The 19,011-nt window shown below is 56.8% G+C and carries 21 protein-coding genes and 1 riboswitch; of the genes, 20 read left to right on the top strand and 1 reads right to left on the bottom strand.

The genetic code is table 11. The features are described 5' to 3' along the window. Positions 1-30 precede the first annotated feature (30 nt). Positions 31-1,104, top strand: a complete 1,074-nt coding sequence (prfA, locus tag ACI1P1_RS20825; protein ID WP_416218370.1) for a peptide chain release factor 1 — start codon at positions 31-33, stop codon at positions 1,102-1,104. Next, entirely contained in the window at positions 1,104-1,991 is an 888-nt protein-coding gene (gene prmC, locus ACI1P1_RS20820) for a peptide chain release factor N(5)-glutamine methyltransferase (protein WP_416218369.1), read from the top strand. Before prfA ends, prmC begins: the two co-directional genes overlap by 1 nt. Before the next feature lie 115 nt (positions 1,992-2,106). On the opposite strand, the gene ACI1P1_RS20815 is transcribed toward prmC, so the two are convergent. Continuing rightward, a complete protein-coding gene (locus tag ACI1P1_RS20815) occupies positions 2,107-3,147 on the bottom strand; it encodes an HD-GYP domain-containing protein (RefSeq protein WP_416218368.1) in 1,041 nt (346 codons plus the stop codon). Between the two features lie 453 nt (positions 3,148-3,600). On the opposite strand from ACI1P1_RS20815, the gene spoIIR reads away from it, so the two are divergent. The 18 genes from spoIIR (at position 3,601) to atpD (ending at position 18,935) form a co-directional block, all read left to right on the top strand. Continuing rightward, on the top strand, positions 3,601-4,320 hold the full coding sequence (gene spoIIR / locus ACI1P1_RS20810) for a stage II sporulation protein R (RefSeq protein WP_416218367.1): 720 nt from the start codon (positions 3,601-3,603) through the stop codon (positions 4,318-4,320). 104 nt (positions 4,321-4,424) lie between these two features. Further along, positions 4,425-5,528, top strand: a complete 1,104-nt coding sequence (locus ACI1P1_RS20805; RefSeq protein ID WP_416218366.1) for an L-threonylcarbamoyladenylate synthase — start codon at positions 4,425-4,427, stop codon at positions 5,526-5,528. Between the two features lie 109 nt (positions 5,529-5,637). After that, positions 5,638-6,153 carry a manganese efflux pump MntP gene (locus tag ACI1P1_RS20800; RefSeq protein ID WP_416218413.1) on the top strand — a complete coding sequence of 172 codons (516 nt, stop codon included), beginning with the start codon at positions 5,638-5,640 and terminating at the stop codon, positions 6,151-6,153. Positions 6,154-6,287: 134 nt separating this feature from the next. Further along, positions 6,288-6,878: a low molecular weight protein arginine phosphatase gene (locus tag ACI1P1_RS20795; RefSeq protein WP_416218365.1), complete on the top strand. Its 591-nt coding sequence runs from the start codon at positions 6,288-6,290 to the stop codon at positions 6,876-6,878. A gap of 77 nt (positions 6,879-6,955) precedes the next feature. After that, positions 6,956-7,035, top strand: a riboswitch (ZMP/ZTP riboswitch). Positions 7,036-7,152: 117 nt separating this feature from the next. Continuing rightward, positions 7,153-7,596: a ribose 5-phosphate isomerase B gene (gene rpiB / locus ACI1P1_RS20790; RefSeq protein ID WP_416218364.1), complete on the top strand. Its 444-nt coding sequence runs from the start codon at positions 7,153-7,155 to the stop codon at positions 7,594-7,596. A gap of 27 nt (positions 7,597-7,623) precedes the next feature. Further along, positions 7,624-8,259, top strand: coding sequence for a TIGR01440 family protein (locus tag ACI1P1_RS20785; protein ID WP_416218363.1), 636 nt, complete (start codon positions 7,624-7,626; stop codon positions 8,257-8,259). A 38-nt stretch (positions 8,260-8,297) separates the two neighbouring features. Beyond that, entirely contained in the window at positions 8,298-9,545 is a 1,248-nt protein-coding gene (locus ACI1P1_RS20780; RefSeq protein WP_416218362.1) for a serine hydroxymethyltransferase, read from the top strand. A 545-nt stretch (positions 9,546-10,090) separates the two neighbouring features. Continuing rightward, positions 10,091-10,720, top strand: a complete 630-nt coding sequence (upp, locus tag ACI1P1_RS20775) for a uracil phosphoribosyltransferase (RefSeq protein ID WP_416218361.1) — start codon at positions 10,091-10,093, stop codon at positions 10,718-10,720. 102 nt (positions 10,721-10,822) lie between these two features. After that, positions 10,823-11,965, top strand: a complete 1,143-nt coding sequence (wecB, locus tag ACI1P1_RS20770; RefSeq protein WP_416218360.1) for a non-hydrolyzing UDP-N-acetylglucosamine 2-epimerase — start codon at positions 10,823-10,825, stop codon at positions 11,963-11,965. 283 nt (positions 11,966-12,248) lie between these two features. Next, positions 12,249-12,479, top strand: coding sequence for an AtpZ/AtpI family protein (locus ACI1P1_RS20765; protein WP_416218359.1), 231 nt, complete (start codon positions 12,249-12,251; stop codon positions 12,477-12,479). Further along, positions 12,472-12,864 carry an ATP synthase subunit I gene (locus tag ACI1P1_RS20760; RefSeq protein WP_416218358.1) on the top strand — a complete coding sequence of 131 codons (393 nt, stop codon included), beginning with the start codon at positions 12,472-12,474 and terminating at the stop codon, positions 12,862-12,864. The genes ACI1P1_RS20765 and ACI1P1_RS20760 overlap by 8 nt, the downstream gene beginning before the upstream one ends. Positions 12,865-12,871: 7 nt before the next feature. Beyond that, the gene (gene atpB / locus ACI1P1_RS20755; protein WP_416218357.1) at positions 12,872-13,645 is read left to right on the top strand and encodes a F0F1 ATP synthase subunit A; all 774 of its coding nucleotides are present in this window, start codon (positions 12,872-12,874) and stop codon (positions 13,643-13,645) included. Between the two features lie 77 nt (positions 13,646-13,722). Next, complete coding sequence (gene atpE, locus ACI1P1_RS20750) at positions 13,723-13,941, top strand: F0F1 ATP synthase subunit C (RefSeq protein WP_416218356.1); 219 nt, start codon at positions 13,723-13,725, stop codon at positions 13,939-13,941. A gap of 113 nt (positions 13,942-14,054) precedes the next feature. Then, a complete protein-coding gene (atpF, locus tag ACI1P1_RS20745; protein WP_416218355.1) occupies positions 14,055-14,540 on the top strand; it encodes a F0F1 ATP synthase subunit B in 486 nt (161 codons plus the stop codon). Continuing rightward, entirely contained in the window at positions 14,537-15,085 is a 549-nt protein-coding gene (locus ACI1P1_RS20740) for a F0F1 ATP synthase subunit delta (RefSeq protein WP_416218354.1), read from the top strand. Before atpF ends, ACI1P1_RS20740 begins: the two co-directional genes overlap by 4 nt. 16 nt (positions 15,086-15,101) lie before the next feature. After that, the gene (atpA, locus tag ACI1P1_RS20735) at positions 15,102-16,616 is read left to right on the top strand and encodes a F0F1 ATP synthase subunit alpha (protein ID WP_416218353.1); all 1,515 of its coding nucleotides are present in this window, start codon (positions 15,102-15,104) and stop codon (positions 16,614-16,616) included. Between the two features lie 14 nt (positions 16,617-16,630). Continuing rightward, positions 16,631-17,491 (top strand): ATP synthase F1 subunit gamma, encoded by an 861-nt coding sequence (gene atpG, locus ACI1P1_RS20730; protein ID WP_416218352.1) that lies wholly within the window; start codon positions 16,631-16,633, stop codon positions 17,489-17,491. A gap of 37 nt (positions 17,492-17,528) precedes the next feature. Then, on the top strand, positions 17,529-18,935 hold the full coding sequence (gene atpD, locus ACI1P1_RS20725) for a F0F1 ATP synthase subunit beta (protein WP_416218351.1): 1,407 nt from the start codon (positions 17,529-17,531) through the stop codon (positions 18,933-18,935). Positions 18,936-19,011: the final 76 nt, after the last annotated feature.

Raw genomic sequence — 19,011 nt, 5'->3', positions numbered from 1 at the left:
GAAATTACGGACCTACAGGAGGTGTAACGCGTGCTGGACAAACTTCAGGCTCTTGCCGACCGGTATGACAAGCTGAGCGAGCTGTTATGCGACCCGGATGTAGCCGCTGATCCCAAGCGGCTTCGGGAGTATTCCAAGGAACAGTCGGATTTGCAGGAGACGTATGAAGCGTTTAATGAATACAAGGCTGTCTGTGCCCAGTTGGATGATGCAAAGGCGTTGCAGAACGAGAAGCTGGACGATGAAATGAAGGAAATGGTCAAGCTGGAGATTGATGAACTGGCTGGCCGCAAGGAAGAGCTGGAGGAGCGCATCAAGGTGCTGATGCTGCCTAAGGACCCCAACGACGACAAAAACGTCATTGTGGAAATCCGCGGCGCCGCAGGCGGTGACGAAGCAGCCCTGTTCGCTGCCGACCTCTACCGGATGTACACCAAATTCGCGGATGCCCAGGGTTGGAAAACCAACATTCTGGAAGCCAGCTTGAATGATCTGGGCGGGTTTAAGGAAGTTATCTTCATGATTTCCGGCAAAGGCGCGTACAGCAAGCTAAAGTTCGAAAGCGGCGCCCACCGGGTGCAGCGGATTCCCGCCACGGAATCGGGTGGACGGATCCATACCTCTACCTCTACGGTAGCCGTGCTGCCGGAGGCGGAGGAAATCGAAGTGGAGATCAAGGAAAGCGATATCCGCGTAGATACCTTCTGCTCCAGCGGAGCGGGCGGACAGTCGGTTAACACCACCAAGTCGGCGGTGCGGGTCACCCACGTCCCGACTGGGATTGTGGCAACATGCCAGGACGGCAAGTCGCAGAACTCCAATAAGGAAATGGCGCTGCAGGTGCTGCGTGCCCGGATTTACGACAAGTTCATGCAAGAGGAAATGGAAAAAATGGGCGCAGAGCGCAAGAGCAAGGTGGGCACCGGCGACCGGAGCGAGCGGATCAGAACCTATAATTATCCGCAAAGCCGGGTAACCGACCACCGGATCGGCCTAACGCTGCACCGGCTGGATTCCGTGCTGAACGGTGATATGGAGGAGATTATCTCCGCCTTGACCATCGCCAGTCAAACGGATCAGCTGGATAAAGGGGAGTCCGCTTAATGGACGCAACAGGAAAAACAATCCGGGAAGCCTATGTAGAGGCTTCCTCTTTTTTGAAGCGGCATGGGGTGGATGAGCCGGCCCAGAACGGGCAGCTTCTGCTGGAGCATCTGCTGGGCTGGTCCAGAACCAGGCTGTACCTGAACTGGCAGGACCCGTTCCCGGAGGACCTGGAGCTGGATTGGCAGCGGCTGCTGTCCCGCCGCGCAGGCGGGGAGCCGGTACAGTACATTATCGGGTCGGAGGGCTTCTACGGGCTGACCTTCCAGGTTGCTCCGGCGGTGCTGATTCCCCGTCCGGAGACGGAAATTCTGGTGCAGGAGATCATGTACCGGGGAAAACGCCTGTGGCCGGAGGGAAGCGGACGGCAGCCCTTGGCGGTTGACATCGGAACAGGGAGCGGGGTCATTCCGGTGACTCTGGCGGTTCACTGCCCGTCTTGGGAGATTGCCGCGGTGGATATCTCCGACACGGCTCTCCAGCTGGCGCGACGGAATGCCGAGCTGAACGGTGCCGCCGGACGGATCCGCTTCCTGGAGGGGGATTTGCTGGCTCCTGTTTATGCCGCGGGGCTTTCTCCGGATATTGTGATCTCCAACCCGCCCTACATCAAAAGCAGCGACCTGCCCGACCTGCAGCGGGAGGTGCGGGATTTCGAGCCCCACCTGGCGCTTGACGGGGGCGACGACGGACTGGACTTCTACCGCAGGTTGACGGAGCAGTTGGCTTCGCAGCCGGTTAAGCCGAGATTGGTCGGCTTCGAGGTAGGCATGGGCCAGGCCCCTGACGTGGCTGCTCTGCTGCGGGAGCTGGGAGTTTTTGACCGTGTGGGCATAGTGAAGGACCTGGCGGGAATTGAACGGCATGTGCTGGCCGAAAGGGACTAAGGGACTGATCGATACTATTTTAGAAAAGAAAAGCCTTCCTGCCGGAAGCGCCCCGTTGGGGTTTGCCGGTAAGGGGGCTTTTTTTGGCATGTGGGGCAGTTCCGCCGCTGCACGATTATATGATGATTTTGCTGATCCGCAGATTCCGTTCCCGGCTCAGGTCTACAAATAGGTTGTCCACCTTCACCAGGGGATAGGTTTCCTCATGGGGATTGATATAAACAACCTCGCCATACCGTCCGTCGGACAGGAGCACCTGCTTGCCGATCATGCTGCCCAGGAGATTTTTGAGAAACAGGGAGACCATGTGGGGGTCCAGCTCCCCGAAGATGCCCAGCCGCATCTGGCTGATGAGCTCATGGAACGGCAGGGGCGTATGATAAGGCCGGTTGGATGACATGGCATGGAAAACGTCGGCCACCGCCACGATCCGGCTGAGCTTGTCAATTTGGGGACCCTTCAGCTTCAAGGGATAACCGCTGCCATCGTCCCGCTCATGGTGCTGCAGGGCCATAAACGCTACCCGGGGGTTCAGCCCTACTACTTCCTTCAGCATTTCGTAACCGTATATGGTATGGCGCTTCATCTCCTCAAATTCGCTGGCCGTCAGCTTGCCGGGTTTGTTGAGGATGTCGTCAGGGATGCGGATTTTGCCTACGTCATGAAGGGTCGCGCCCAAGGCCAGAAGATTCAGCTCCTGCTCATCCAGCTTGCACCATTTGCCCAGCATGGTGGAGAGGACGCTGACGCCCACATTATGCTGGTGGGTATACTCATCCTTCGCCCGCACCGTCTCGAAGAGCCGGAACAGGTCTGGGTCCTCCGCCGCCTGGCGAACCAAGGGAATAAATTCATGCTTGATGTCCAGGAGCGGTATCTTCTTCTTCAACCGGATCTGCTGGAACATATGCTTCGAATAATCTGCCGCTTGTTTGACGGTTTCGGCCGTGGGGAACATGGGCTGCGGCCGCTCCTCGGAGAAGCGCAGCTCCTCTGCGGAAATCCGGTGCAACCGGAGCAGCCGGAGGTGCTCCTGGTTCAATACGGTGCCGGCGGGCACCAGGACCATGCCGGTGCCGGTTATGATGTCATGCTTCAGTCGTTGCCCTGTCAGCTCCTCCAATTGCGCCACCTCAGCCCGAAAAATGTACAACATTCGACAATTTCATTATAGCGGGTAACGCAGGAAGGAACATGGGCTGAATGTATCATAATGGAAGAAGGCCTGTTTTTTTCAAGCATGATGGGGTGGGGGGGATCCTTGGGTTGAGGGTAGGGTGGGAGCGGGGATGGGCGGATGGATAATAACCGGGAATGATAGCGAACAGCAAAAGTATGCTATTTCGAAAATAGGGGGCCAAAACTTAAAATAGCATACACAAAATGTATGCTATATGAAGAAATGAGCTTCTACAACGCCGGAAATAGAGGAATAGCAATCATTTTAGGTATGCTATCCGGTGAAAATGGGGCGAAATGGCTCAATAGCATACATTGTTTGGCGCTTACATGTAAACAGACTCTAGTATTTTGGAGCGGCCATGTATAAATGATAGTTTCAGAGGACATACTGATGCCATAGAAGCTTATAGCAAAGGAATGAGGCGGCATGGTTAAACGGTATTCCTGGACATCATCCATTTATCTGGCATTGGCACTTATCTTTCTGTTGGTTACATGGGAGCATAACCGGGCACAGGCTGCCGTGGTGGATGCGGTCATTCCCCAGGAATCCATCCGGCTGCGTATTCTGGCCAACTCCGATTCCCCGGAGGATCAGGTTTTGAAGCGGCATGTCCGCGATGCGATTGTGGAGGAAATGAACGGCTGGGTGCTAGACCCGGATAATCTGGAAGACGCCCGCATTCTCATCCGCGCCAAGCTGCCTGAGCTCTCCCAGGTGGTAGAACGGGAGCTCGCCCGCTACGGTTATACATATTCGCATCAGGTAGAGCTGGGGGTAGTCCCCTTTCCTGCCAAAATGTACGGCAACAAGGTGTATCCGGCCGGCGATTATGAGGCGCTCCGGGTCACCATCGGCCAAGGCGCCGGGCAAAACTGGTGGTGCGTGCTGTTTCCTGCCCTGTGCTTTGTGGATGGGGAAAAGGGGGAGGCCGTGCCTGCAAGCAGCCGTTCCCCTGAAGAGAAGGCCAAGATGGAGGCCGTGAAAAAACAGACCGCCAGTGTGGACAAGGCTAAACCCTCCCTCTCCGGGAAAACCGTCAAGCAGGCCTCTGCAGAAAAGGACACGGTGGATGCGGGGGAAGGCACCGGAAAGAAGAAGGTGCGCTTCTACCTGTGGGACAAGGTGAAGAGCTTATTCGCTTAAAGGATGGGCGTGAGGATATGGATTGCAGACGGAGGCGGCCGTGACAAGCTGCCTCCGTTGGCGCTATAATGGCATCAATCCAAAATGAGAAATGAGCGAATGTGATGACCAAGTATTGGCAAGTCCCGCCGGATTGCTCTCCGGAGTCGGGTGCGGTTCAAGAGGCGGCGGAGCTGCTGCGCCAGGGCAAGCTGGTGGCGTTTCCCACGGAAACGGTATACGGGTTGGGGGCGGACGCCCGCCAATCACAGGCGGTGGAGGGCATCTTCACCGCCAAAGGCCGTCCCTCGGACAATCCCCTGATCGTCCATATTGCCGGGATGGGCATGCTGGAGGAGCTGGCTCTTGCGGTAGATCCGGTGTCCCGGAGGTTGGCTGAGGCCTTCTGGCCGGGACCGTTGACCCTGGTGCTGCCCAGCCGTCCGGGCGTGCTGTCCCCGCTGGTGACGGCGGGTCTGGACACGGTGGGCATCCGGATGCCGGACCATCCGGTGGCGCTTTCCCTGATCCGGGCCTCCGGCTGCCCGGTGGCGGCTCCCAGTGCCAACCGCTCCGGCCGGCCCAGTCCCACCCTGGCGGAGCATGTCCGGGAGGATCTGGACGGCCGGATCGACGGGCTGCTGGATGGTGGCGCCACAGGCGTCGGGCTGGAATCCACGGTGGTACAGGTGGATGCGGAAGGCCGGGTCCATGTGCTCCGGCCGGGAGGCATTACGCTGCGCCAGCTGGCGGAGGTTTCCGGTGCCCCTGTTGTCAAGGGCGAAGGCCGCCCGGAGAGGGCGGAGGGTGCCTCGTCTGTATCGGAGGGCGGTGGTGTGGAAACCTTCCGCCCCCGGGCGCCGGGGATGAAGTACACCCACTATGCGCCGCAGGCCCGGCTGACTATTGTGCAGGGGAGCGATGTCTCTGCAGTGGCGGAGGCGATCCGCCGGGGGTTGGACGATGCCCGCGGGAACGGGGAAAAAACTGCCGTGCTGGCTCCCGAGGAGCATGCGTCATTGTACCGCGAGGCGGCAGATCTGGTTATCCCCTGCGGTTCCCTCGGGGACCTGTCCGCCGCTGCCGCCGGACTGTTCGCCGCCCTGCGCCGGATGGATGAGGCGGGGATTGGTTGTGCTTTTGCCGAAGGGTACCCCGAGGAGGAGATCGGCCTGGCGATTATGAACCGCCTGCGGAAGGCAGCGGGAGGCCGGGTGCTGGAGGTTTAGGACATGATCCCACGGTTGTCCGCATACAGTAAGTAAGGGAGTATGCGGACAGGAGGGATCGGCATTGTATTGGGGTTTTGTTGAGCTGGGACAATTGATAACCATTGTGATGATGGCAATAGCTCTGGGGATGGACGCCTTTTCCATGGGAATCGGAATGGGACTTCGCGGCATCCGGTTGGTGAATATTGCCAAGGTCAGCTTTGTCATCGGACTTTTTCATATTCTGATGCCCTTGATGGGCATGTTCATGGGAAATTACGTGAGCTCCCTGCTGGGCAATGTGGCCACAACCGCCGGGGGGGCTCTGCTGGTTGTGCTTGGAGCCCATATGCTGTACAGCGCTTTGCGGGGCAGCTCTTCAGTGGTGCTGGACCAGAAGAGCTTCTGGGGCATCCTGCTGTTTGCCCTGATGGTGAGCATCGATTCGTTCAGTGTGGGCCTGTCCCTGGGGATGTTTTCCTCGGATATCGCCCTGACGGTGCTGATCTTCGGTTTTTTCGGCGGGCTCATGTCGGTGCTGGGGCTGCTGCTGGGCCGCCGGGTGGGCGCCTGGGTAGGCGAATACGGGGAAGCGCTGGGCGGGCTCATTCTGCTCTTGTTCGGCATCCGCTTCCTCATGTAAAATAAATGGCAACAGCATGGCGCCAAAATAAAAGCACATGCTTACGAAGCCAATTTTTTTGCTGGCACAAAAAAACCTAGCGTATCCTTACGAAGCCAGTTTTTCTGGCGAAAAACTTTTAGGAGGTTTTTCCGGTGGCTATCACACGTATCCTTTTCGTTTGTACGGGCAACACCTGCAGAAGCCCGATGGCCGAGGGGCTGTGCCGGATGATGGCCAAACGGGAGGGTTTGTCTCTGGAGGTCCGCTCTGCCGGCGTTACGGCGCATGACGGAGCACCCGTATCCCGCCATTCCGAGGAGATCCTGCACAAGAAGGGGGCGGGGGAGGGAATGGGGACCTCCCGTTATCTGCGCAAGGAGGAGATCCGCTGGGCGGATTTGATCCTCACCATGACCATGTTCCACAAGCAGCAGGTGATCGCCGCACATCCCGACGCGGTGGAGAAGGTGTACACCCTGAAGGAATATACCATGGACGATCCATTCCGCTTGGGTGTGCTGGAGGAGCGGGCCGCCCTTCAATCCGAGCTGGAGCTGAAGAAGTCCTTGGGCCAGCCCATTACTACCGAGGAGCGGGAGCGTCTGGTGCGCCTGCATTTGGCTGCCCCTGACTTCGATATTGCCGATCCCTTCGGCGGGTCCAAGCGGGACTATGAGGAAACGGCCCATGAAATCGAGGAAGCCCTGGCCCGGCTGATCAGCCGGCTGAAGGCTGGAGCCTGAGCCGTAGTCCAAAGGATTTCCCACGGCGGTTGTGCCTTTACAGCAGCGGTGTCATCCGTTATGATAAGAATAACTTTAAACTGCAGTGTGACTGGCGACGAGTGGAGCAACCACAATGGAGCACTGCGGATACCGGCCGGTCGCCTGGGCAAGAGCAAGCATGAAGCGTGTACGCGCTTTTTGCTCTGCTCTTTTTTTGTACGGCGCCATGGATTTCTTTTTCGGGAGGGTGAGGTATAATAAGGATATTTGACATGAAAGGAAGGACGATTCGATGAAAATCGCCATGGGAGCGGATCACGCCGGATTCCGGCTGAAGGATGAATTGAAGGAGCTGCTGGGCCAATGGGGGCACCAGGTGGAGGATTTCGGCTGCACCTGCGGCGACTCCGTGGATTACCCCGATTATGCCGAGAAGGTATGTGAGCAGGTGGCTTCCGGCGCTGCGGACCGGGGCATTCTCATCTGCGGCACCGGCATTGGCATGAGCATTGCCGCCAACAAGGTGAAGGGCATCCGCTGTGCGCTTGTGCATGATCTGTTTTCGGCCAAGGCCACCAGAGAGCATAACGATACCAATGTGCTGGCCATGGGCGAACGCGTCATCGGTCCGGGGGTTGCCCAAGAGATTGTTAAGGTCTGGCTGGATACCGAATTTTCCCAAGGGGAGCGTCACATCGGCCGGATTGAAAAGGCGATGCGGCTGGAAGGCAAATAAGCCTGCTTGAAGGGGAGGTGCATCCGGATGACGGAGGAGCTAAAGCCGTTGGAGAACGGCGGCGGGCCCGGGACAGAGTCCGATGATTTCTATGCGGGTATGGCCGGCACCGTGGAGACGGTGCTGCTGGAGCTGGCACAGGCAGGCGGGCTACGCCGGGGCCAATTGTTGGTCATCGGCACCAGCACCAGCGAGGTGCTGGGTTACCGGATCGGCACTCAGGGCACGGAGCGTGTAGCCCGGGAGATCTTCGAAGGGGTGCGCCGCGCCAGGGAACAGACGGGCTTCTATCCGGTGTTCCAATGCTGCGAGCATCTGAACCGGGCGCTGGTGATGGAGCGGGAGGCGCTTGCGCTTTACCCCCTCTTGGAGCCAGTATCCGTAGTGCCGGTGCCCAAGGCGGGAGGCTCCATGGCGGCTTACGCCTACCGGACCTTCAAGGATCCGGTGGTGGTGGAGGCGGTGCGGGCCCACGCAGGACTGGACATCGGGGGCACCCTCATCGGCATGCATCTGCGGCCGGTTGCGGTCCCGGTGCGTCCAAGCGTGCGGATGCTGGGGCATGCCCACCTGCAGATGGCCTACACCCGGCCGAAGCTGATCGGCGGCGAACGGGCGGTGTACAGCGCGGTAACGCGGCAGGAAGACGGAAATTGCGATTAACCGGTGTGTCCGGGATAACCAATAAGGAGAGTGTAACCATGGAAAATTTGCGCAAGGCTGACCCGAAAGTGCTGGAAGCTATGAATTTGGAGTTGAACCGCCAGCGGGATAAGATCGAACTAATCGCTTCTGAAAATTTCGTCAGCACTCCTGTGCTGGAGGCCATGGGCAGCGTGCTGACCAACAAGTACGCGGAGGGCTATCCCGGTGCCCGCTATTACGGCGGCTGCGAGCATGTAGACGTGGTGGAGAATATCGCACGTGACCGGGCCAAGGAGCTGTTCGGCGCCGAGCACGTAAATGTGCAGCCCCATTCCGGCGCACAAGCCAACTTGGCGGTTTATCTCGCGGCCATCAAGCCGGGCGACACCGTGCTGGGGATGAACCTGGCCCACGGCGGCCATTTGACCCACGGCAACCCGGCCAATGCGTCCGGCATCCTCTACAACTTCGTGGCCTACGGTGTAGATGAGAACACCCATCGTATCGATTATGATGAAGTCCGCAAGGCGGCCTTTAAGCACCGCCCCCGCTTGATTGTAGCCGGCGCCAGTGCGTATCCGCGGACCATCGATTTCGAAGCCTTTGCCCAAATTGCTGACGATGTAGGCGCCCTGTTCATGGTGGACATGGCCCACATCGCCGGTCTGGTGGCTGCCGGTCTGCACCCGAACCCGGTGCCTCACGCCCAGTTCGTCACCACCACCACCCACAAGACCCTGCGCGGTCCCCGTGGCGGCATGATCCTGACCCGCAAGTCCTGGGCCAAGGAAATCGACAAGGCTGTATTCCCCGGCACTCAAGGCGGCCCGCTGATGCATATTATCGCCGCCAAGGCCGTTTCCTTCGGCGAAGCGCTTCAGCCGGATTTCAAGACCTACGCCCAGCAGGTGATCAAAAATGCCCAGGTGCTGGCGGAGTCCCTGATGGAGGAGGGCTTCAATATCGTCTCCGGCGGTACGGATAACCACTTGATGCTGGTGGATGTGCGCAGCGCCAACCTGACGGGCAAGGTTGCCCAGCATCTGCTGGACGAGGTTGGGGTGACCTGTAACAAGAATGCCATTCCGTTTGACCCCACCAGCCCGTTTGTCACCAGTGGCATCCGCCTCGGAACCCCCGCCGTCACCACCCGTGGCATGGACGAGGGAGCGATGAAGGAGATTGCCAAGATTATCGGCCTGACGCTGAAAAATCCGGAGGACGCTGCCGCCCACGATAAGGCCCGTGCCATGGTCCGTGAGCTGAACCAGCGTTTCCCGCTGTACCAGGATCTTGCCTACTAAGAGCCAGACTCCTTAAATCTGCCGGCCTCCGCCAATACGGGAGGCCGGTTTTTTTGCCGCTGCCTTCATTGCAGCGCCCCTTACGTTGGCCCACATTAAACCGTGCCTGTCTCCAATGGACACAGAATCCGCTATTGTACGTAAAATTTGCGTTTCTCAATCTTACGGACTGACAATCCGCTATCTGGTGGAAAATAGAAAGTTTGCATGGTTTTCGGAGCCGATAACGCCTCTCGTGTCCGTTAGTCTGCCGAAGAGGCTGGTATTCACGAAATAACGGCCGCTCAGTCCGTAAGGTGAACCTAAGGCCCTTGGGAGCCCTAACCGGCGAACCGAAGCCTCCCGGACAGCCAGCCAGTGAACCAAGTTTGACCCCCGGGATAAAGAGTGGCGAGAGGGTTTGCAGGACTTTGCGCGCCATCTTTTGCACCCTATGGTATTGGCGAAAACCTGTGGTATAATAGATAAGATTTATGCCGAAAACTGTTAGAAGTTGCAAAAAAGGCAAACCGGGGTTTTCAGGCTCTTGTGGGAGGAACAAAAGAATGGGTAAAGTTTTTATTTGTGATCATCCGCTGATTCAGCATAAGCTGACCTTCATCCGGGATGAGACGACCAACACGAAGGATTTCCGGGAGCTTGTGGATGAAGTGGCTACGCTGATGGCCTATGAAATTACAAGAGATATTCCGCTGGAAAAGACGACTGTGAAGACGCCGGTTTCCGAAGCCGAGTGCCAAATCATCTCCGGCCGGATGCTGGGCTTGATCCCGATTCTGCGGGCAGGCTTGGGCATGGTGGATGGGGTGCTGAAGCTGATTCCCGCCGCCAAGGTAGGACATATCGGCCTGTACCGCGATCCGGAAACCCTGCAGCCGGTTGAATATTATGTGAAGCTTCCCACCGATGTGACCGAGCGCGAGCTGATTGTCATCGACCCGATGCTGGCTACCGGCGGCTCCGCCATCGCAGCCATCGACGTGCTGAAGAAGCGCAACTGCACCCAAATCAAAATGATGAATCTGATCGCTTCTCCGGAAGGCATCCGTGCCGTCCAAGAGGCGCATCCCGATGTGGACATCTATGTGGCCGCCATCGACACCTACCTGAACGAGCATGGCTATATCGTTCCCGGCCTGGGCGACGCAGGCGACCGCCTGTTTGGAACCAAGTAGTCATCTCCACGTATAAGAATAGAAATTTTGCCAGGCGGAGTTCCTCCCATCAGGAGAGGAAGCTCCGTCCTGCTCTATGAAGAGAAAGAAGGGGATTAACCCATGAAGCGGATCAAGGTCATGACCATCTTCGGAACCCGCCCTGAGGCGATCAAGATGGTTCCTTTGGTACTGGAGCTCGCGAAGCATAATGCCGAAATAGATTCTGTGGTCTGTGTAACGGCCCAGCACAGGCAGATGCTGGACATGGTGCTGAACCAATTTGAGATCAAGCCGGATTACGATCTGGATATCATGAAGGAGCGCCAGACCCTCTCCGGGCTGTCGGTCCGGGTAATTCAAGAGCTGGAGCCGATTCTGGCGGAAGCCAAGCCGGATCTGATTCTGGTGCACGGCGACACCTCCACCACCTTCTTGGCCTCCTACGCGGCCCTGCTGCAGCAGATCAAGGTGGGCCATGTGGAAGCCGGGCTCAGAACCTGGAACAAGCTGTCCCCCTTCCCGGAGGAAATGAACCGCCAGCTGACCGGGGTTATTGCCGACATGCACTTTGCGCCTACCGGATGGTCTGCAGATAATCTGCGCAAGGAGAACAAACCGGAAGACTCGATTTACATAACCGGAAATACCATCACCGACGTCATGCAGTATCTGGTCCGTCCGGACTATTCCCATCCGCTGCTGGATTGGGCCCAAGGCAAACGCCTGATTCTCATGACTGCCCACCGCCGGGAAGCCATCGGCGAGCCGCACCGGAGGATCTTCAACGCCGTCAAGCGGATTGCCGACGAGTTCGAGGATGTGGCGATTGTGTATCCCGTCCATCTGAATCCCGATGTGCAGAAGCCGGCCCAGGAGATTCTCGGCAACCATCCCCGGATCAAGCTGACCGCGCCTATGGATGTGATGGATCTGTACAACTTTTACCCCCATACCCATCTGATTCTGACCGATTCCGGCGGCATTCAGGAGGAAGCCCCCGCATTCGGCATTCCGGCACTGGTATTGCGGGATACCACGGAACGTCCGGAAGGGATCGGCGCAGGCGTACTGGAGCTGGTGGGCACGGATGAAGAGGCGGTATACAACCGCGCCAGAGCGCTTTTGACCGATGAGGAGCTGTACCGCAGGATGAGCCAGGCCTCTAACCCGTACGGGGACGGCAAGGTTTCCGAGCGGATTGTGCAGGCGATCAAGCATTATTTCGGTCTGGTGGAAGCCAAACCGGAGCCTTTCCAGCCATAAAATATAATTTACATTAAATACCAGATAGCGCTGTCAATGATTAAAATCACACCATACAGTTGCACTGTCTGGTTATATATCAAAAATCCTTTAGTTATCAGCATTTTTTCGCTCTCGTTCATCAAATTGCCTCAATTTGTGCTGATTGACAAACCTTGCCCGGCGACGCTACAATAAGTAACGATTGATGCCTGCGGCAAATTGGACAAACAAAATCCATTGGAACGCAATGCCATTATGAAGCTGTTGAGTTTTCTATTGCAGCGGGAATGGACGGGATTCCATGAGCAAACCCCCTATCCGTAGTAATCCCTGGAAATATGCGGGTATTGCCAGTGCAATCGGCATGAACCTTGTGGTTTGCATTGTGCTCGGGTATTTCATCGGCACCTATCTTGCCAGGCACACCGGCTGGACGCCATGGTCAATTATTGGAGTATTGGGCGGGCTGTTCGCAGGCCTGGGAAGCATTGTGCTGATGATCATGCGAATTCTGGAGGAAACGAATGAGTGAATTAGACATTCTGATGCGCCGCATTTTCCGTGCTTCCATGTTTTTTATGTCGATTTGTCTGTTTGTGTGGGCATTCAGCCCACCGTTGAAGACCTATGCCGCCGGCCTGGTTTTAGGAGTTTGCATCAGCCTCATTAACGGCCGTATTCTCCAATCCCGTGTGCATGCCATAACCCGGATCGCCCTGGAGAACACAGGGAAACGGGCCGGCTTGGGATTTATCTCCAGGGTCGCCATGCTTTCCATTGCGGTCATCATCTGCCTCCGCTTTCCCGCTTTTCACATAAGCACTACCATTATTGGTTTCTTCTTTGTCCAGACATGCGCATTTCTGTTCGGTCTGGGATCTGCAAGACAGCACAGACTCCAAAGTGAAAAGAGGTGAAAACATCATGCATGAGTCACCGATTCTCCGTATCGGCGGATTGAACATTGATATCTCCGTTATTTTGCCGATGATTGTGGCGATTCTCATCACCATCATTATTGCCCGGCTTGCTGTCCGGAACCTCTCGGTGGAGAAACCCTCCCGCATGCAGAATTTCCTGGAGTGGGTGGTGGATTTTGTCCACAATATTGTGGCCAGCGCCATGCCGCTTTCGCGGGCAAAGCCCTTTGTGGGACTGGGAATGACGCTGATCATGTTCATCTTTATCTGCAATCTGCTGGGCCTTCCCTTTGCAGTGGTTTTTGAGATTGAAAGACCGCTGTCCTGGTTCGGATTCCCGATTGTGGATGCCGATATGCTGGCTCACGCCCATGAGACTGGCAAGCATATTGCCCTGAACTTCTGGAAGTCACCGACGGCGGATATTTCCGTCACCTTGGGGCTGGCTCTGATCGTCTTTTTCCTGATTCACTATCTGGGCTTCACCAAGAACCGCAAGCATTACTTGAAGCATTACCTGGAGCCGTATCCGATTTTCCTGCCGCTGAACCTGATCGAGCAGATCGCCCGGCCGTTGACGCTGGCCATCCGGCTATTCGCCAACATCTTCGCCGGCGAAATTCTCATCGGGGTTATTTTGATGGCTACGTGGGCCAGTTGGCCGATGCTGGCCGTATGGCAGGGCTTCAGTATTTTCGTAGGCGCCATCCAGGCGTTTTTGTTCACAATGCTAACCATGGTTTACATATCGCAGGCTGCGGTTCATGAGGAGCATTAAGCACTATCAGGTTTAGATTGGACCAGCCGTTGAGGGCCGGATCCACAAAAAACAAACATTTGGGAGGAATTTAAGTCATGGAATTTTTGGCAGCAGCAATTGCAGTAGGTCTGGGCGCAATCGGCGCAGGTTTCGGTAACGGTATGATCGTGAGCAGAACAGTAGAAAGCATGGCCCGTCAGCCTGAGCTGCGCGGCGCTTTGCAAACCACCATGTTTATCGGTGTTGGTATCGTCGAAGTTGTGCCCCTGATTGCAGCGGTTCTTGCGTTCCTGATGTATTTCGCTGGAGTGTAAGCCCTCTAATAAGGAGCTTGAGGCGGGGAGGGTCTCACTGGAGCCATCCACGCCTTCATTTTGCATACACGCCTGTCGAAGCGGGCAATCCTTGCAGGAGGGAGTGACAACAAATGAGTTTTCATTGGGAAAATACCGTTTTTACTATATTTGGCTTCGTGCTTCTGTATTTCTTCTTGAATAAGTACGCCTTCGGGCCTCTGTTCAGCGTCATGGAAAAACGCCGTGAACTGGTGCAAAGCCAGCTGAAGGCCGCCGAGGACAACCGGACCCAGGCGGAGCAATTCCTTCAGGAGCAGAAGCAGGCCATGCAGGATGTGCGCAAAGAGGCGTTCCAGATTGTGGAGCAAGCCCGGGTATCCAGCCTGCACCAATCTGAGGAGCTGCTGAAGCAGGCCAAGGATGAGTCCGTACGGATCAAGCAGGAAGCGCTGAACGATATCCAGGCCGAGAAGAACAAGGCCGTTGCGGCATTGAAGGGGCAGGTGGGCGCTATGTCCGTCATGATCGCCTCCAAGATCATCGAGAAGCAAGTCGATGAGAAGAGCCAGCAGGATTTGGTTGAGCAATACCTGAAAGAGGTAGGGGACAAAGGATGACCAAAGATCTGACAGCAGCCAAGCGGTATGCCAAGGCGTTATACGAGGTGGCAGCGGAATCGGGGATCACCGAGCAGGCCATCGCTGAACTGAAAGAAGCGGTGACGGTGCTGGCGCATCCGGAGCTGGAGCTTGTTCTGAGCCATCCCAATATCGACGCTAACGTCAAGACGGATTTGCTCCTCCGCATATTTGGGGGCAAGGTATCGGAGGCCGTGCTGAATCTCCTCCGTCTTTTGGTGGAGCGCAAGCGGGCTCTTCTGATCCCTGCTGTCTGCGATGAATTTGTCCGAATTGCAGGGGAGGCCCTTGGACGGACCGAAGCGGTTGTCTATTCTCCCATGCCGCTTTCAGAGCAGGAGACTGCCTCTATCCAGGCGCGTTTTGGGGCTGTGACAGGAAAGACCATTCAGGTTACCAATATTGTGGACCAAAGCCTGCTGGGCGGCATCAAGGTACGGATCGGCGACACGCTGTATGACGGAAGCCTCTCCGGCAAGTTGAAGCGGCTGGAAAAGACATTGCAGGCGTCTCAAGTAATGTAGATAGGGGTGAGGGCAGTTGAGTATCAAGCCAGAAGAAATCAGCAACCTGATTAAAAATCAGATTCAAAACTATAAAGCGGATATGGAAGTGGCGGAAATTGGCACCGTCATCCACATCGGCGACGGTATTGCCCGCGCCCACGGTTTGGGTAACGCCATGGCGGGCGAGCTCCTGGAGTTTACCAACGGCGTCATGGGTTATGCTTTTAACCTGGAAGCCGACAACGTCGGTATCATCATCCTGGGCCCGTACACGGATATCCGTGAAGGCGACCAGGTCAGACGGACCGGACGGATCATGGAGGTTCCCGTAGGCGAAGGCCTGCTGGGCCGTGTCGTGAATCCGCTGGGCCAGCCGCTGGACGGTCTGGGTCCCATTCCCTCCACACAAACCCGTCCGCTGGAAGCGGCCGCACCGGGTGTTATGCAGCGGAAATCCGTGCATGAGCCCATGCAAACCGGTATCAAGGCTATCGACTCGATGATTCCTATCGGCCGGGGCCAACGGGAGCTGGTTATCGGCGACCGCCAAACCGGTAAAACCGCTATTGCCATCGACACCATCATCAACCAAAAAGGCAACGGCGTGAAATGTATCTATGTGGCTATCGGCCAAAAGCAATCCACCGTTGCCCAGGTTGTGGAAACCCTGCGCCGCCACGATGCCATGGATTACACCATTATCGTGACTGCAAGTGCTTCCGAACCGTCCCCTCTGTTGTTCCTGGCTCCGTACGCAGGCTGCTCCATGGGCGAGTATTTCATGTACAAGGGCGAGCATGTGCTGATCATCTATGATGACCTGTCCAAGCAAGCCGCAGCCTACCGGGAATTGTCCCTGCTGCTCCGCCGTCCTCCGGGACGGGAAGCCTTCCCCGGCGACGTATTCTATCTGCACTCCCGCCTGTTGGAACGTGCGGCCAAGCTCTCCGATGATCTGGGAGCCGGCTCTCTGACGGCGCTTCCCTTTATTGAAACCCAAGCGGGCGATATCTCCGCTTATATTCCGACTAACGTAATTTCCATCACCGACGGCCAGATCTTCCTGGAGTCCGACCTGTTCTACTCCGGCCAGCGTCCTGCGGTTAACGTCGGTCTGTCCGTATCCCGGGTAGGCGGCTCCGCACAAATCAAGGCCATGAAGAAGGTTGCCGGTACCCTGCGTCTGGACCTGGCCCAATACCGCGACTTGGCGGCATTTGCCCAGTTCGGCTCCGACCTGGACCGTGTTACCCAGGCCCGCTTGAACCGCGGCGCCCGTCTGATGGAGCTGTTGAAGCAAGGCGTTAACCAGCCGCTTCCGGTTGAAAAGCAAGTGGTCAGCATCTACACAGCTACCAAGGGTTATCTGGACGAAATTCCGGTACCCGATATCCTCCGATTCGAACGGGAATTCCTCATGTATCTGGACACCAGCAAGCCGGAGATTCTGGCTTCCATCCGGGATACCAAGGATCTGACCGCCGACAATGAAAAGGCGCTGCAAGCGGCCATTGAACAGTTCCGCAAGGGCTTCGCCACTAACGTATAGGGCGGTGACTTTTAATGGCTAAGAGTATTCGCGAGATTAAGCGGCAGATTGTCAGTGTTAAGAGTACCCGGCAGATTACCAAGGCCATGGAAATGGTGGCGGCATCGCGTCTGAAGAAGGCGCAGCAATCTGCGGAGGCTTCCCGGCCCTATGCCGAGAAGATCCGGGAGGTGCTGTCCCATGTCACGGCGGTGGCGAGAGATGTGGATCATCCCATGCTGGAAACCCGTCCTGTGAAGCGGACCGGCTATCTGATCATCACCTCGGACCGCGGGCTGGCGGGGGGGTTCAACTCCAACCTGCTCCGGACGCTGATGCAGGTTTTGAAGGAGAAGCATAAGTCTCCGGATGAATATGCGCTGATGGTGGTGGGACGCAAAGGACGGGATTTCTTCCGCAGACGGAATATTCCCATTCTGGACGAAGTCACCGGACTCCCCAACACACCTGACTTTTCCGATATCCGCCAGCTGGCGGGCAAGGCAGTGGATTTTTATGCCAACCAAACCTTTGATGAGTTCTATCTGGTCTACAACGTATTCAAGAATGCTTTGACGCAAATTCCGACGGTCAAGCGTCTGCTTCCGCTGGAACATATCTCCCAAAGCGCTGAATCTGCGGATTATGAATACGAACCTTCACCGGAGGCTGTGCTTCAGGTGCTGCTTCCCAAGTATGCGGAAACACTGATCTACAGCGCTGTGCTGGAGAGCAAGGCCAGTGAGTTCGGCGCGCAGATGACCGCCATGGGCAGTGCCACGAAGAATGCCACGAAGCTGATTTCATCGTATACCCTGCAGTACAACCGTGCCCGCCAGGCGGCCATAACGCAGGAAATCTCGGAGATTGTCGGAGGCGCCAACGCCCAATCGTAAGCGGGAGGCGCAAGCCGCATAGGAGGAGAAACCAATCATGAACAAAGGCCGTGTGCTTCAGATCACCGGGCCGGTTATCGACGTTGAATTCGGACGCGGAGAGCTGCCTGACGTTCTGAACGCCATTCATATTTCCAAAAAAGCAGAGAAGCCCGGCGAGCAGGACATCAACCTGACCGTTGAGGTTGCCGTGCATCTGGGCGACAACGTGGTCCGCTGCGTGGCCATGTCCTCCACCGACGGACTTGTCCGTGGCATGGAAGCTATCGATACCGGTGCCCCGATTACTGTACCAGTAGGACCGGCAACCCTGAGCCGTGTATACAACGTATTGGGCGAGCCCATTGACGGCGGCGGCGCAGCCGACCGCACCTTCACCAGCCCGATCCACAAGCCGGCGCCTACCTTCGAAAACCTGACCACCCAAGCCGAAATGCTGGAAACCGGCATCAAGGTTATCGACCTGCTGGCCCCTTACATGAAGGGCGGCAAGATCGGCCTTTTCGGCGGCGCAGGTGTAGGCAAAACGGTTACCATGCAGGAGCTGATTCACAATATCGCCCAGGAGCATGGCGGTATCTCCGTATTCGCAGGTGTTGGCGAACGGACCCGTGAAGGCAATGACCTCTACCACGAAATGGTAGACTCCGGCGTTATCGCCAAAACGGCGATGGTGTTCGGCCAGATGAACGAACCTCCCGGAGCTCGTCTGCGCGTAGCGCTGACCGGCTTGACCATGGCAGAATATTTCCGTGACGAAGAGGGCCGGGACGTGCTGCTCTTCATCGACAACATCTTCCGTTTCACCCAAGCGGGCTCCGAAGTATCCGCGCTGCTTGGCCGGATGCCTTCTGCGGTAGGCTACCAGCCGACCCTCGCTACCGAAATGGGTCAGCTCCAGGAGCGTATTACCTCCACCAAGAAGGGCTCCGTTACCTCCATCCAGGCCATCTACGTGCCTGCGGATGACTATACGGATCCGGCGCCGGCAACGGCGTTTGCCCACTTGGATGCCACCACCAACCTGGACCGGGGCATTGCCTCCATCGGTATCTTCCCGGCGGTAGACCCGCTGGCGTCCACCTCACGGATTTTGGATCCCCAGGTGGTTGGAGAAGAGCACTACATGGTTGCCCAAAATGTAAAACGCCTCCTGCAGCGCTACAAGGAGCTTCAGGACATTATCGCCATCCTAGGTATGGATGAATTGTCCGATGAAGACAAGCTTGTAGTAAGCCGGGCGCGGAGAGTGCAACGCTTCCTGTCCCAGCCGCTGCACGTGGCCGAGCAATTCACCGGCCAACCGGGTGTATATGTACCGGTTAAAGAAACCGTACGCGGCTTTAAGGAAGTGCTGGAGGGCAAACACGACGACCTTCCTGAAGCGGCTTTCCACAACGTGGGAACTATTGAGCAGGCAATCGAGAAGGCTAACACCCTTTAATTTGGGGTAGAGCCCGTCAATTTGCCTTCGTCAAATTCGACGCTTCCATAACTTTATCCGGCCTTCGGCCTGGACC

The organism is Paenibacillus mesotrionivorans, from assembly GCF_046098205.1.
GTDB lineage: Bacteria > Bacillota > Bacilli > Paenibacillales > NBRC-103111 > Paenibacillus_AR > Paenibacillus_AR mesotrionivorans.
Note: the sequence above shows the minus strand (reverse complement) of the source record. Positions and strands in the feature narration are given on the sequence as shown.

Bases quoted from the DNA above. Each gene is read 5' to 3' on its own strand.
- prmC (WP_416218369.1), top strand. From the start codon at position 1,104: ATGGACGCAACAGGAAAAACAATCCGGGAAGCCTATGTAGAGGCTTCC.
- ACI1P1_RS20815 (WP_416218368.1), bottom strand. From the start codon at position 3,147: ATGTTGTACATTTTTCGGGCTGAGGTGGCGCAATTGGAGGAGCTGACA.
- spoIIR (WP_416218367.1), top strand. From the start codon at position 3,601: ATGGTTAAACGGTATTCCTGGACATCATCCATTTATCTGGCATTGGCA.
- ACI1P1_RS20805 (WP_416218366.1), top strand. From the start codon at position 4,425: ATGACCAAGTATTGGCAAGTCCCGCCGGATTGCTCTCCGGAGTCGGGT.
- ACI1P1_RS20800 (WP_416218413.1), top strand. From the start codon at position 5,638: ATGATGGCAATAGCTCTGGGGATGGACGCCTTTTCCATGGGAATCGGA.
- rpiB (WP_416218364.1), top strand. From the start codon at position 7,153: ATGAAAATCGCCATGGGAGCGGATCACGCCGGATTCCGGCTGAAGGAT.
- ACI1P1_RS20785 (WP_416218363.1), top strand. From the start codon at position 7,624: ATGACGGAGGAGCTAAAGCCGTTGGAGAACGGCGGCGGGCCCGGGACA.
- ACI1P1_RS20780 (WP_416218362.1), top strand. From the start codon at position 8,298: ATGGAAAATTTGCGCAAGGCTGACCCGAAAGTGCTGGAAGCTATGAAT.
- upp (WP_416218361.1), top strand. From the start codon at position 10,091: ATGGGTAAAGTTTTTATTTGTGATCATCCGCTGATTCAGCATAAGCTG.
- wecB (WP_416218360.1), top strand. From the start codon at position 10,823: ATGAAGCGGATCAAGGTCATGACCATCTTCGGAACCCGCCCTGAGGCG.
- ACI1P1_RS20765 (WP_416218359.1), top strand. From the start codon at position 12,249: ATGAGCAAACCCCCTATCCGTAGTAATCCCTGGAAATATGCGGGTATT.
- ACI1P1_RS20760 (WP_416218358.1), top strand. From the start codon at position 12,472: ATGAGTGAATTAGACATTCTGATGCGCCGCATTTTCCGTGCTTCCATG.
- atpB (WP_416218357.1), top strand. From the start codon at position 12,872: ATGCATGAGTCACCGATTCTCCGTATCGGCGGATTGAACATTGATATC.
- atpE (WP_416218356.1), top strand. From the start codon at position 13,723: ATGGAATTTTTGGCAGCAGCAATTGCAGTAGGTCTGGGCGCAATCGGC.
- atpF (WP_416218355.1), top strand. From the start codon at position 14,055: ATGAGTTTTCATTGGGAAAATACCGTTTTTACTATATTTGGCTTCGTG.
- ACI1P1_RS20740 (WP_416218354.1), top strand. From the start codon at position 14,537: ATGACCAAAGATCTGACAGCAGCCAAGCGGTATGCCAAGGCGTTATAC.
- atpG (WP_416218352.1), top strand. From the start codon at position 16,631: ATGGCTAAGAGTATTCGCGAGATTAAGCGGCAGATTGTCAGTGTTAAG.
- atpD (WP_416218351.1), top strand. From the start codon at position 17,529: ATGAACAAAGGCCGTGTGCTTCAGATCACCGGGCCGGTTATCGACGTT.